Origin of the sequence: Rhizobium terricola (assembly GCF_012927355.1) — a bacterium.
Taxonomy (GTDB): domain Bacteria; phylum Pseudomonadota; class Alphaproteobacteria; order Rhizobiales; family Rhizobiaceae; genus Allorhizobium; species Allorhizobium terricola.
Window position 1 is genome coordinate 20992 of sequence record NZ_JABBGK010000003.1, and the last position, 13557, is coordinate 34548.

A 13557-nucleotide genomic window follows, 5' to 3' on the forward strand; every position below is an offset into this window, starting at 1 on the left:
CCAGCGGCCGTCTCCTTTACCGTCCGGTCAGGCAAGATCCGGAATGCGCAGGACCTGACCCGGGTAGATCTTGTCGGGATGGGTCAGCATAGGCTTGTTCGCCTCGAAGATCACGGTGTGTTTTGCACCTTTGCCCTTGCCGTAGTGCGCTTCAGCGATCTTCCAGAGGTTGTCGCCCTTCTTGACCGTATAGAAGACCGGCTCCTTGGCCGCGACAGGAGCCGCGGATGGCGTATCGGCAATCTTCAGCTCCCCGGCCTCGACCTTGGAGATGCCGAGCGTGTTGCCGACCGCGATGACGACCTTCTCGAAAGCCGACTGGTCCTTCACAACGCCAGTCAACACGACCTTGTCGTCGACAACCGCGACATCGACCTTGTCGGTGCCGAGATCATGCGAGGCGAGTTCCTTCTTCACGGCTTCGGCGTCCGGCGCCTCGTCGTCGGCTCCGATACCGAGTTTCTTTCCGGCACTCTTGATAAAGCTGAACAGACCCATGAGACTTTCCTTTCCGCTGTGTGAGGCTCAAGATGAAGCCACTCCACAACAAAGCACAAGCAATTATCTAAAATATGTCGTGCTATATTAGGTCGCACCTGGCCTATTGATCGCCTCCAGGACGCCCACGCATCTTCTTGACTTCCGACCGTCCCGACTTCTCCTTGAGCCGGCGTTCGACGGACCCCTTGGTTGGCTTTGTCTTCTTGCGCGGCGGTGGCGGCGGAGCGGCAGCAGCCAGGATCAGTTCCTTCAGACGCTCCCGCGCGTCCTCGCGATTGCGGTCCTGGCTGCGAAAACGGCTGGACTCGATCATGAGGATGCCCTCCTTCGAGACCCGACGCCCGGCAAGTTTCAGGGCATTCTGCCTGATGCGGTCGGTGAGGGCCGGTGAGCCGGCGATGTTGAAGAACAACTGGACCGCGGTCGCCACCTTGTTGACGTTCTGACCGCCCGGCCCGCCTGCCAGGACGAATTGCTCCGTCAGTTCCCAGCCGGCAATGGTGATGCGGTCGTTGATGTAAAGTGGATCGCTGGCCATGGTCTGTCTCCGTGAGTTCTCTTTCATATCCGAACGTCAGGGAAAACAAAAAACCCGGCGGAGCGATCCGCCGGGTTTTTTCTTTGGCTCTCGCGCCGTCGTTATTCGGCTGCGATATTGGCACTCGGAGCGGCAGCGCGCACCGTGTGGTCGACGTGGTCCTCGAACTTGGCGAAGTTGGTGATGAACATGGCCACCAGCTTCTTGGCCTGCGCGTCGTATTCCGACGCATCCGACCAGGTCGAACGCGGATCAAGGATCTTCGTGTCGACGCCATCGACCGCGACGGGTACGGCAAAGCCGAAGTTCGGGTCGATGCGGGTTTCCGCCTTCTTCAGTTCGCCGCTCAACGCACCCGCGAGCAAAGCGCGGGTGGCCTTGATCGGCATGCGGTGACCGATGCCATAGGCGCCACTGGTCCAGCCGGTATTAACCAGCCAGCAGTCGACATTGTGCTTGGCGATCAGGTCGCGCAGCAGATTGCCGTACTCCGCCGGATGACGCGGCATGAACGGAGCGCCGAAGCAGGTCGAGAAGGTGGCTTCCGGTTCGGTAACACCTTTTTCAGTGCCGGCGACCTTTGCCGTGTAACCCGACAGGAAGTGGTACATGGCCTGTTCCGGGGTCAGGCGGGCGATCGGCGGCAAAACACCGAAGGCATCTGCCGTCAGCATAATGATCGTCTTCGGATGGCCGGCGCGACCGGTGTCCGATGCGTTCGGGATGAAGTGCAGCGGATAGGCGCAGCGGGTGTTCTCGGTGCGCGAGGCATCATTGAAGTCCGGCACGCCCGCTTCGTCGAGTACGACGTTTTCGAGAACGGTGCCGAAACGCTTGGTCGTCGCATAGATTTCCGGCTCGGCTTCAGCCGACAGGCGGATGGTCTTCGCATAGCAGCCACCTTCGAAGTTGAAGATGCCATGCTCCCCCCAGCCGTGCTCGTCGTCGCCGATCAGCGTCCGGCTCGGATCAGCCGAAAGCGTGGTCTTGCCGGTGCCCGAGAGGCCGAAGAAGACGGCCGAGTCGCCCGCCGGACCGACATTGGCCGAGCAATGCATCGGCATGACGCCCTTCGGCGGCAACAGGTAGTTGAGTGCGGTGAACACCGACTTCTTCATTTCGCCGGCATAGGACGTGCCACCGATCAGGACGATGCCGTTGGTGAAGTCGCAGGCGATGACCGTTTCGGTGCGACAGCCGTGACGGGCCGGGTCGGCGCGGAAGCTCGGCAGGTTGATGATGGTCAGCTTCGGCTGGAATTCGACCAGAGTCGAACGCTCCGGGCGGATCAGCAGGTTGCGGATGAACAGCGAGTGCCAGGCGAGCTCGGTCACGACGCGGGTCGGGAGCTGGTTTTCCTTGTCGGCGCCACCGACGAGGTCCTGAACGAAGAGTTCTTTGCCCGCGGCATGCGCCAGCATGTCCTTGTGCAGGATGCCGAAATGTTCCGGAGACATCGGCTTGTTGTTGTCCCACCAGATGTGGCCATCTGTATGGCTGTCCCGGACGATGAACTTGTCCTTGGCCGAGCGACCGGTGTGCTGACCGGTTACCGCACAGAGCGCGCCATCGGCGGTCAGTACGGCTTCGTTGCGGCGAATCGCCTCTTCATAGAGGTCGCGCTCACGGAAGTTGTAGTAGACGCGAGCCGCGTCACCCAATCCGATCGCTACTACCCCTATGAGGGGATTATTTACACCAAGCTCCTCCATGAGCGCGCATCCTCTAGTTAATACAAAGTGACGGTGAATTTCCGGGAACCTAGTGTCCGGGTTTTCAAAACGCAAGAAGCTTGCGCAAAAATAATCAATAATATCAAATAATTAATCGATTTAAATCGAAATATGTATTTTTAAATCGGTTTACAAAGGTGCGATCGACCTGTCCAAAGGCGCGCCTGAGGCCCCCGTCGGCAACGCCCCCTTTATCTTTGCCACAATTTGTTCCACCTTTATCCTCAATAAGCGCATGCTCAATGTCGCCACACCCTGGGCTGGGAACTTTACCAGGAGCAGCGCTTAATGATGACGGAGACCAACACCATGCAGACGATCGCGCTCGTAGACGACGACCGCAATATTCTCACTTCGGTGTCGATTGCGCTCGAAGCGGAAGGATACAAGGTCGAGACCTATACCGACGGCGTCTCGGCGCTGGACGGACTGCTCGCACGACCGCCGCAACTCGCCATCTTCGACATCAAGATGCCCCGCATGGACGGGATGGAACTCCTGCGCCGGCTGCGTCAGAAGTCGGATCTGCCGGTCATCTTCCTCACGTCGAAGGATGAAGAGATCGACGAACTGTTCGGCCTGAAGATGGGCGCGGATGACTTCATCACCAAGCCGTTCTCGCAACGCCTGCTGGTCGAACGGGTGAAGGCGATCCTGCGGCGTGCGGCGAGCCGCGAGAGCCTTGCCGCCGGCGGTCCCGCCAAGGCCGGCGCCGAACAGCAGGCCCGCACGCTCGAGCGTGGACAGTTGGTCATGGACCAGGAACGCCATACCTGCACATGGAAGGGTGATCCGGTCACGCTGACCGTCACCGAATTCCTGATCCTGCAGTCGCTGGCGCAGCGTCCGGGGGTCGTGAAGAGCCGCGACGCGTTGATGGATGCGGCCTATGACGAGCAGGTCTATGTCGACGACCGCACAATCGACAGCCACATCAAGCGCCTGCGCAAAAAGTTCAAGATGGTCGATACCGACTTCGACATGATTGAAACACTCTATGGAGTGGGCTACCGCTTCCGCGAAGCAGCGTGAACGCCGCCATGACCGGGATAAGCCCGGTCCGGCAAAAGGGTTGAGCTTGGTCAAGCAAGTTACCGACGGAACTATCGACGAACTGGACAGCCTGAGCGAACAGCGCCGTTTCCCGGTACACCCCTTCACGCTGGTGCGCCGGATCTTCGGCCATGCCCTGTTCTCCAGCCTGACGCGCCGGATCGTGTTCTTCAATCTCGCCGCGCTCATCGTGCTGGTCGGCGGGATCATGTATCTCAACCAGTTTCGCGAGGGACTGATCGATGCCCGCGTGGAAAGCCTGCTCACCCAGGGAGAGATCATCGCCGGGGCGATTTCGGCTTCGGCCTCGGTCGATACAAATTCGATCACCATCGACCCGCAGAAACTTCTCGAATTGCAGGCTGGCCAGAGCATCACGCCGGTTCCGAACGACGAGGACCTCGAGTTCCCGATCAATCCGGAACGCGTCGCTCCGGTGCTGCGCCGGCTGATTTCGCCGACCCGCACGCGTGCCCGACTGTTCGACGCAGACGCCAACCTGCTACTCGATTCGCGCCACCTCTATTCACGCGGCCAGGTGCTCCGTTTCGATCTGCCGCCGGTGGAAAACGAGAATTCGGGCATCACCGACTGGGTCGCGCGCATCTTCAACACGATCCTCCAGCCCTCGAACCTGCCCGTCTACAAGGAAGCGCCGGGCGGCGACGGATCGATTTATCCGGAAGTCATGAATGCGCTGACCGGCGTGCGCGGCGCAGTCGTGCGCGTGACCGACCAGAGCGAGCTCATCGTTTCGGTCGCGGTACCAGTCCAGCGCTTCCGCGCCGTCCTCGGCGTGCTGCTGCTTTCCACGCAGGCGGGCGACATCGACAAGATCGTCCATGCGGAGCGTCTTGCGATCCTGCGCGTCTTCGGCGTCGCGACGCTCGTCAATATCGTCGTTTCGCTCCTTTTGTCCTCCACCATCGCCAACCCGCTGCGACGCCTGGCAGCGGCGGCCATCCGCGTTCGACGTGGGGCGAAGGAACGCGAGGAGATTCCGGACTTTTCCGCGCGTCAGGACGAAATCGGCAACCTGTCCGTTGCGCTCCGCGAAATGACCACCGCGCTTTACGACCGGATCGATGCGATCGAAAGCTTTGCGGCGGATGTCAGCCACGAACTCAAGAATCCCCTCACGTCGCTACGCAGCGCCGTCGAGACCCTGCCGCTCGCCAAGAACGATCAGTCTCGGCAGCGGCTCATGGACGTCATCCAGCACGACGTTCGCCGCCTCGACCGACTGATCAGCGACATCTCGGACGCTTCCCGTCTCGATGCAGAGCTCGCGCGAAGCGATGCCAAACCGGTGGACCTGGAGGTGCTGCTGTCCAGCCTTGTCGAGGTATCGCGCCAGATCCGCAGCACCAAGAAGCCGGTTGAGCTCGAATACGTGATCGACCAGAAGCCGGGCACCAAGGCGCGTTTTGTCGTCAACGGCCACGACTTGCGACTCGGCCAGATCATCACCAACCTGATCGAGAACGCGCGCTCCTTCGTGCCGGAGATTGGTGGCAAGATTACCGTCAGGCTGTCGCGGACCAAGAGCCGCTGCCTCGTCCAGGTGGAGGACAACGGTCCAGGGATCCAGGCGGAAGACATCGACCGGATCTTTGAGCGGTTCTATACAGACCGGCCGGAAGGAGAAGGTTTCGGCCAGAACTCGGGCCTGGGGCTGTCCATCAGCCGGCAGATCGCCGAAGCGCATGGCGGCACGCTGAAAGCAGAGAACGTATTCGAAGCCGGCACCGGCCGGAGGCTCGGCGCCCGCTTCATCCTGGCCCTGCCCGTCGAGGCCGCATCTTGAGCGGCGCGCCCGCCAATGTCCATGGAACGGCAATTGTCGTGGGAACGACCGGCCTGATTTTCCTCGGTCCTTCGGGATCCGGAAAGTCAATCCTGGCCTTCGACTGCCTCTGCGAGGCGCGTTCGGCAGGCCAGTTCGCGGCGCTCGTCTCCGACGACCGGGTTCTGATCAGTCGATACGGCGACTGCGTAGTGGCGACGCGTCCGAACCAGATCAAGGACCTTATCGAACTGCGGCATGCGGGCATCGGCCGTTTCCGCAGTATTCCCCGCACCGTACTCTCCTATGCCGTGCTGCCGATCAACCGGGAAACAGCCGACCGGCTGCCCCCTGAAAATGCACGCGTGGCGCTCTGCCGCGACACTACCCTGCCGGCAATCCACCTCCCCACCGATGTGCGCTTGCCTTTTGCCTTCATAAATGCCTTGATCGGCGCCGAGGTGCCTCTGATATAGGCACATTCAACTTAGTTTGCGCTTGAACTTCGGATTTTCATCGCCAAGATGGCGTCCCACTCATGGACGAAATTGCTGCGTTGCGTTATTTCCGCCAACAGTTCGCGCAGCCAAAGGGGCAGTAGAAGAATGATCGGACTTGTGCTTGTCACTCATGGCAAGCTGGCTGAAGAATTTCAGCATGCAGTGGAACATGTCGTCGGACCGCAGAAATTCATCGAAACCGTCTGTATCGGTCCCGATGACGACATGGATCAGCGTCGACAGGATATTCTCGACGCCGTCATGCGTGCCGATGACGGTCACGGCGTCATCATTCTGACCGACATGTTCGGCGGTACACCGTCCAATCTCGCCATCTCCGTGATGAACACCGGTCGCATCGAGGTCATCGCCGGCGTGAACCTGCCGATGCTGATCAAGCTCGCAGGCGTTCGCGGAGAAAACGACATGGAAAAAGCCCTTGTCGACGCGTCCGACGCCGGGCGGAAATATATCAATGTTGCCAGCCGCGTGCTCAGCGGCAAGTGACCGTCTCGAAAGTCCCTCCATGTCGAATTCCCGGGAACTGCTGATCATAAACAAACGCGGCCTTCACGCTCGTGCATCCGCAAAGTTCGTGCAGACGGTCAGCGGCTATGATGCGATGGTTCACGTGACAAAGGATGGGACCACCGTGGGCGGTACATCGATCATGGGACTGATGATGCTGGCGGCGAGCCCTGGCTGCACAATTCACGTCAGCGCATCCGGAAGGCAGGCTGAAGACGTACTTCAGGCACTTGAAGCGCTCGTAGGCGACAAATTCGGCGAAGAGATCTGATCGCAACCAAACATATAAAGACATAAGGACTTCTTTATGTCTTCTTGCCATCCGTAACGATCCCTGCTAGATCCGGATCAGAAACCCGTCTTTTGCAGAGGGGCCATCAATGGCGCTTGTCTCGCATCCGATCCGGAACCCGATATTGCGCTGACATCATCCTAGCCGGGAGAATTCCATGAGCACTCAAAACGACTACATCGTCGCGGACATTGGCCTTGCCGATTTCGGCCGCAAGGAAATTGCCATCGCCGAAACCGAAATGCCGGGCCTGATGTCCTGCCGTGCCGAATTCGGCGCCGCGCAGCCGCTGAAGGGCGCCCGCATCACCGGCTCGCTGCACATGACGATCCAGACCGCCGTCCTGATCGAGACGCTGGTCGCCCTCGGCGCGGAAGTGCGCTGGGCATCGTGCAATATCTTCTCGACGCAGGATCACGCAGCCGCCGCGATCGCGGCCGCCGGCATTCCCGTCTTTGCGATCAAGGGTGAGAGCCTGATCCAGTATTGGGAATACACCGACAAGATCTTCCAGTGGGCCGACGGCGGCGTGTCCAACATGATCCTCGACGATGGCGGTGACGCCACCATGTACATCCTCCTCGGTGCGCGCGCCGAAGCTGGCGAGAATGTGCTGTCCAATCCGGGTTCCGAAGAAGAAGAGATCCTGTTCGCCCAGATCAAGAAGCGTCTTGCCGCATCGCCGGGCTGGTTCACCAAGCAGCGCGACGCAATCAAGGGCGTGACCGAAGAGACCACGACCGGCGTGCATCGTCTCTATGAGCTTTCCAAGAAGGGCCTGCTCCCCTTCCCGGCCATCAACGTCAACGACTCGGTCACCAAGTCGAAGTTCGACAACAAGTACGGCTGCAAGGAGTCCCTCGTCGACGGTATTCGCCGCGGCACGGACGTGATGATGGCCGGCAAGGTCGCCGTCGTCTGCGGCTATGGCGACGTTGGCAAGGGTTCCGCCGCTTCGCTGCGCGGTGCGGGCGCCCGCGTGAAGGTCACCGAGGTTGACCCGATCTGCGCGCTTCAGGCTGCAATGGACGGTTTCGAAGTCGTCACGCTCGAGGACGTCGTTTCCTCTGCCGACATCTTCATCACCACCACCGGCAACAAGGATGTCATCCGCATCGAGCACATGCGCGCGATGAAGGACATGGCCATCGTCGGCAACATCGGTCACTTCGACAACGAGATCCAGGTTGCCGCGCTGCGTAACCTGAAGTGGACCAACGTCAAGCCGCAGGTCGACATGATCGAGTTCGCCGGCGGCAACCGCATGATCCTGCTTTCGGAAGGCCGCCTGCTCAACCTCGGCAATGCGACCGGCCACCCGTCCTTCGTAATGTCGGCCTCGTTCACCAACCAGGTTCTGGCCCAGATCGAGCTCTACACGAAGCCCGGCCAGTACAAGAACGAAGTCTATGTGCTGCCGAAGCACCTTGATGAGAAGGTTGCTCGCCTGCATCTCGAAAAGCTCGGCGTTAAGCTCACCGAGCTCTCGGAAGAACAGGCTGCCTATATCGGCGTCACGCCGCAGGGTCCGTTCAAGGCAGACCACTACCGCTATTGATATTCTTCTGGATATCTACAAAACCTAGTAGCCGCGGCCTTGACAAAGGCCGCGGCTTCTTTTTTGGGCCCGACCCTTCCCGGGGATTCCCTAAGGCAGTATTGTTTTAGAACTTGATTCGTGGCCCGCCATCAGGTGCGCCCACGGAATGGGATGTCTTGTCGACGATGCGGCACATAGGACGGAGACAGACCGAGGATGTCGGTAAAAAATAGTGGCCCGCTGGAGTGGGAAACGGCGACGGGTGATCTTAAGGCTCCGCGGCAGGAGCGTGCGGATCACGCGAAAAAATTGGCCGTCGAGAAGTCAGTCCGGCGCAGCGGTCTGGTCGGCGGTCGTCTGCCGCGACTGTGGACCACGTGCATGAGCGGTACGGTCCTCGCCGGGTTCTCCGCCCAGGGCATGGCTCAGGCCGAAGCGGTCGTTGTTCCGGCCGAACGCCTCTTCACGTCGGCGGACATGACCGGCTACGCGCTGGTCGTCGGTGTCCTTTCCGCCATCCTGCTGTCGGCTGGCTGGCTCATCCGTCAACGTGGCCGTCTCGAAGCGGAGGGCAACGAGATGCGCGCGGCGCTGTCCGACGCCAATCAGCGGATCTCGCGCTACCAGGCGCTCATCGCCGACAAGAATCGGCGGATCGTCATCTGGGACGGTCAGAGCAGCAAACCGGAATTTCTGGGGCAATTGCCGGCCGAAACCGGTGCTCCGCAGTCGGATGGGGAGTTTCTCGCTTTCGGCCGCTGGTTGAAGCCCGCATCGGCCAGCGAGTTGGAAAAAGCAATCGAGACCCTGCGTTTCAAGGCCGTGAGTTTCGACGTGATCGTCGAAACTCAGCGCAACGAAGTGATCGAGGTCCAGGGACGCCTGTCCGGTGGGCGTGCCTTTACCCGTTTTGTCGCCCTCAACAATCTCCGCGCCGAGCTCGCAGAGCTCAAAATCGAGCGAAATCGCCTCCGCAATTCAATCGCCACTTTCGAATCCTTGCTCGATTCCATCGAGCAGCCGGTCTGGCGCCGCGATGCCGAGGGACGGCTTACATGGGTCAACCATGCCTATAGCGAAGCCGTCGAGGCAGGCTCCCCGGATCAGGCCGTGCGCGAGGGACGCGAGATCCTCACCAGCCTGACCCGCGAGAAGATCAAGGCCGGCACCACGCCGGAATCGCCGTTCCATGACGTGGTATCGACGGCCGTGCGCGGCAATCGCACCTTCTTCGACGTCGTCGACATTCGAGAGGCCTCCGGCTCCTGCGGCATGGCGATCGACGTCAGCGGTGAAGAAGCCTTGCGCGAGGAGCTCGCACGCACGCTGAAGAGCCACGCGGAAACGCTCGATCATCTTGCAACTCCCGTCGCAATCTTCGACGGCGAGCGCCGCCTGCAGTTCTATAACCAGTCCTTCGCACAGCTCTGGGAACTCGAACCGGCATTTCTCGATTCCCGTCCCGACAACAGCGAACTGCTCGACCGGCTGCGGTCGGCCCACAAGCTGCCGGAACAGCTGAGCTGGAAGGCCTGGAAGGAAAATACCCTTTCAGTCTACCGCTCGCTGGAAACCCAGACCGACCTCTGGCATCTGCCGAACGGCCAGACGCTGCGCGTCATTGCTTCCGCCCATCCTCAGGGCGGCGCCACCTGGGTCTTCGAGAACCTGACGGAACAGGTCGATCTCGAAACCCGCTACAACACGCTGCTGCGGGTCCAGGGCGAGACGATCGATCATCTTTCGGAAGGTGTGGCCGTTTTCGGCCCCGATGGCCGCATTCAGCTCTCCAATCCGGCCTTCCGCGCGCTCTGGGGCGTGACCGAAGCCGATGCGAAGCATGGAACCCATATCCGCGCCATCGAGACTGCATGCGCTCCCTCCTATGACGGCGCAGACGGCTGGAAGTCCTTCGCCAAGATCATCACGAGCTTCGAGGACGAACGTCCCTCAAGCCAGGGCACCCTGGAGCTCTATTCCGGACTCGTCCTCGATTATGCCGTGACGCCGCTACCGAACGCGCAGACCATGCTGACCTTCGTCAACATGACCGACAGCGTCCGGGCCGAGCGGGCGCTCAAGGAAAAGAACGAAGCGCTGCGCAAGGCGGACGAGCTGAAAAATGACTTCGTCAAGCACGTCTCGTATGAACTTCGCTCGCCTCTGACCAACATCATCGGCTTCACCGACCTGTTGAAGACCCCGGCTATCGGCCCGCTCAACGATCGGCAGGCGGAGTATGTCGATCATATTTCGACCTCGTCTTCGGTGCTGCTGACGATCGTCAACGACATCCTCGATCTCGCGACGGTCGATGCCGGCATTATGCGGCTCGACTATTCCGACATCGATCTCAACGACCTGCTCGACGACATCTCCATGCAGATGACCGATCGCCTGCAGGAGGGCAATGTCGCCCTGGAAATCTCGGCCTCGGCACATCTCGGCCATATCGTTGCCGACCAGCAGCGCCTCAAGCAGATTCTCATCAAGATCCTGACCAATGCCGTGAATTTTGCGCCGGAAGGTTCGTCGATCGACATGCGCTGCTGGCGTGAAGGCACCGATTTCGTCTTCTCCGTCCATGACAACGGATGCGGGATGACTAAGGACATGCTGGAAACGGTCTTCAACCGCTTCTCAACCAACGGCAAGGGCGGAAAACGCAGCGGCGCGGGTCTCGGCCTCTCGATCGTGGAAAGCTTCGTCAACCTGCACAACGGCACTGTCACGATCGACAGCGAACCGGGTCGCGGCACGACCGTGGCCTGCCGCATTCCGTCCGCCGCACCGCAACAAGCCATCGCCGCAGCCGAATGACCGAAACGAATACCAGCCTGAACCTTACCCTCCAGAACGAAGCCGACACGATTCGCCTGGGCGAGGAACTGGCCCTGGTGGTGAAGTCGGGCGACTGCCTGGCGCTTCGCGGCGACCTCGGCGCCGGCAAGTCGACCCTGTCGCGCGCGCTACTTCGCGCGATGGCCGACGACGACTATCTCGAAGTACCGAGTCCGACCTTCACGCTTGTCCAGAACTACGACCTGCGCCTTCCGGTCGCTCATTTCGACCTCTATCGGCTCTCCGATCCGGCCGAACTCGAGGAGATCGGCTTCATGGATGCGCTGGAAAACGGTGTCTGCTTGGTGGAGTGGCCGGACAAGGCCGGTGACTGCCTTCCGCAGACACGGATCGACATCAGCTTCGCCTTCGATCCTGCCGGTGGGCGGACCATCTCGATCACCGCTTCGGCCACCAAGATAGCCCGGATCAAACGGGTGCTTTCGATCCGCAGGTTCCTCGACAGCCGTGGCTATGCCGGCGCCCGCCGGCGTCACCTGACGGGCGACGCGTCGACCCGTGCCTACGAGTATATCTATCCCACGGATGGTGGCGCGCGACGGATCCTTATGGATGCGCCGAGGCAGCCCGACGGCCCTCCGATACGCGATGGAAAGCCCTATTCGCAGATCGTGCATCTTGCGGAGGACGTCTATCCCTTTGTCGCCATCGACCTGGCCCTTCGTGCACGTGGCTTCGCCGCACCGGAAATTTTTGAAAGCGACTGCGAAGCCGGACTCCTGCTGATCGAGGATCTCGGTCCGGACACCGTGCTGGACGAAGGTGGACGACCGATCGCCGAACGCTATCGAGCGAGCGTCGCATGCCTCGCAGCCCTTCATGCGACGCCTTTCGAGCGGGACATTCCGCTGCCCACCGGCGGCGTACATCACGTTCCGGACTACGATCGCACTGCGATGAAAATGGAAGCCGAGCTGCTGATCGACTGGCACCTGCCCTGGAAACGCAACGGCGAGCCGGCAACGGCTGCAGAGCGCGCCGAATATCTGGCGATCTGGGACGCATTGATCGACCAGCTCGCAGATGCCGAAAAGACCCTTGTCCTGCGCGACTTCCACTCGCCGAACATCATCTGGCGCGGCGACAGGCAAGGCATCGACCGGATCGGCCTTATCGACTTCCAGGACGCAATGATCGGGCCGTCGGCCTACGATCTCGTCTCGGTGGTGCAGGATGCCCGCGTAACCGTCGAGCGCGATCTCGTCGATCAACTGATGACCGACTACCTGTCGATCCGGCGGTCGGAAAGCGATTTCAATGAGGCGAGCTTCCTCAAGGCCTGGTCCATCATGTCCGCCCAGCGCGCCTGCAAGCTCAACGGGCTTTGGGTGCGGTTGATGACGCGCGACCATAAACCCGGCTACATGAAGCACATGCCGCGCACGCTCTGGCACCTGTCGGTGGCTTTCGAGCATGAAGCACTCGCCCCCTTGCGCGATTGGTGCGCCCGGGTTGGAATCGGCGAGAACGAATCACTTCCGCAGGCACGATGAAGATCACCAACGCGATGGTGCTCGCAGCCGGGCTCGGCACCCGGATGCGGCCGATCACCGACACGATGCCGAAGCCGCTTGTCCGGGTCGCGGGCAAGCCGATGATCGACTACGTGCTCGACGCGCTGGTGGTGGCCGGCGTCGAACGTGCCGTCGTCAACGTCCATCATTTTGCCGACCAGATGATCGAGCATCTTGGTGGCTATGGCGGGATAGAGATCCTGATTTCGGACGAGCGTGACGCCCTGATGAATTCCGGTGGGGGCCTGGTCAAGGGGCTGAAGCTTCTCGATCGGTCGCCCGCTTTCGTCATGAATGCCGACCTGTTCTGGATTGGCGATCAGGCACTCGGGAGACCCAACCTGACCTTGCTCGCCGATTTCTTCGACCCGTCCCGCATGGACATGGCACTGCTCTGCGTGCCCCTTGATCGAACGACCGGCCACAACGGCAAGAAGGATTTCTCGATGGCGCCCGACGGGCGCCTCAAGCGCTACCAGCCCGGTGATCCGAATCCCGTCGTTTATGCCGGGGCGATCGCGTTGATGCCGCAGCTTTTTGACGATGCGCCTCAAGATGCCTTCAACCTCAACATCTATTTCGACCGCGCGATCGCCGATGGGCGACTCTATGGCACGCTGCTCAACGGCCATTGGATGACGGTCGGCACGCCGGAGGCGATCGAAGAGGCGGAAGCGGCGATACGACACCACGGCAGCGGAGCCTGAACG

Annotated in this window: 12 protein-coding genes; 9 read left to right on the forward strand and 3 right to left on the reverse strand. The window is 60.8% G+C overall.

Going from position 1 to position 13557, the window contains the following annotated elements:
• Positions 1–27: 27 nt before the first annotated feature.
• The 3 genes from lysM to HHL25_RS15205 form a co-directional block, all read right to left on the reverse strand.
• Positions 28–498 carry a peptidoglycan-binding protein LysM gene (gene lysM / locus HHL25_RS15195; RefSeq protein WP_169593052.1) on the reverse strand — a complete coding sequence of 157 codons (471 nt, stop codon included), beginning with the start codon at positions 496–498 and terminating at the stop codon, positions 28–30.
• Between the two features lie 103 nt (positions 499–601).
• Positions 602–1039, reverse strand: a complete 438-nt coding sequence (arfB, locus tag HHL25_RS15200; protein ID WP_169593055.1) for an alternative ribosome rescue aminoacyl-tRNA hydrolase ArfB — start codon at positions 1037–1039, stop codon at positions 602–604.
• A gap of 101 nt (positions 1040–1140) precedes the next feature.
• The gene (locus HHL25_RS15205; RefSeq protein ID WP_169593057.1) at positions 1141–2751 is read right to left on the reverse strand and encodes a phosphoenolpyruvate carboxykinase; all 1611 of its coding nucleotides are present in this window, start codon (positions 2749–2751) and stop codon (positions 1141–1143) included.
• A 330-nt stretch (positions 2752–3081) separates the two neighbouring features.
• Here HHL25_RS15205 and HHL25_RS15210 point away from each other — a divergent pair, with 330 nt between their 5' ends.
• The 9 genes from HHL25_RS15210 to HHL25_RS15250 all read left to right on the forward strand — a co-directional run bounded on the left by HHL25_RS15210 (position 3082) and on the right by HHL25_RS15250 (position 13554).
• Positions 3082–3804, forward strand: a complete 723-nt coding sequence (locus HHL25_RS15210) for a response regulator transcription factor (protein WP_205927887.1) — start codon at positions 3082–3084, stop codon at positions 3802–3804.
• 46 nt (positions 3805–3850) lie between these two features.
• Positions 3851–5632 carry a sensor histidine kinase gene (locus tag HHL25_RS15215; protein WP_315853080.1) on the forward strand — a complete coding sequence of 594 codons (1782 nt, stop codon included), beginning with the start codon at positions 3851–3853 and terminating at the stop codon, positions 5630–5632.
• Positions 5629–6087: an HPr kinase/phosphorylase gene (locus tag HHL25_RS15220; RefSeq protein WP_169593061.1), complete on the forward strand. Its 459-nt coding sequence runs from the start codon at positions 5629–5631 to the stop codon at positions 6085–6087. Before HHL25_RS15215 ends, HHL25_RS15220 begins: the two co-directional genes overlap by 4 nt.
• 129 nt (positions 6088–6216) lie before the next feature.
• Complete coding sequence (locus HHL25_RS15225; protein WP_169593064.1) at positions 6217–6618, forward strand: PTS sugar transporter subunit IIA; 402 nt, start codon at positions 6217–6219, stop codon at positions 6616–6618.
• A 19-nt stretch (positions 6619–6637) separates the two neighbouring features.
• Positions 6638–6910, forward strand: coding sequence for an HPr family phosphocarrier protein (locus HHL25_RS15230; protein ID WP_169593066.1), 273 nt, complete (start codon positions 6638–6640; stop codon positions 6908–6910).
• Between the two features lie 178 nt (positions 6911–7088).
• Positions 7089–8489 (forward strand): adenosylhomocysteinase, encoded by a 1401-nt coding sequence (gene ahcY / locus HHL25_RS15235; protein WP_169593069.1) that lies wholly within the window; start codon positions 7089–7091, stop codon positions 8487–8489.
• A 363-nt stretch (positions 8490–8852) separates the two neighbouring features.
• The gene (locus HHL25_RS15240) at positions 8853–11291 is read left to right on the forward strand and encodes a sensor histidine kinase (RefSeq protein WP_246701843.1); all 2439 of its coding nucleotides are present in this window, start codon (positions 8853–8855) and stop codon (positions 11289–11291) included.
• Positions 11288–12826 carry a tRNA (adenosine(37)-N6)-threonylcarbamoyltransferase complex ATPase subunit type 1 TsaE gene (gene tsaE / locus HHL25_RS15245; protein ID WP_169593075.1) on the forward strand — a complete coding sequence of 513 codons (1539 nt, stop codon included), beginning with the start codon at positions 11288–11290 and terminating at the stop codon, positions 12824–12826. The genes HHL25_RS15240 and tsaE overlap by 4 nt, the downstream gene beginning before the upstream one ends.
• A complete protein-coding gene (locus HHL25_RS15250) occupies positions 12823–13554 on the forward strand; it encodes a nucleotidyltransferase family protein (RefSeq protein WP_169593077.1) in 732 nt (243 codons plus the stop codon). Before tsaE ends, HHL25_RS15250 begins: the two co-directional genes overlap by 4 nt.
• Positions 13555–13557 lie beyond the last annotated feature (3 nt).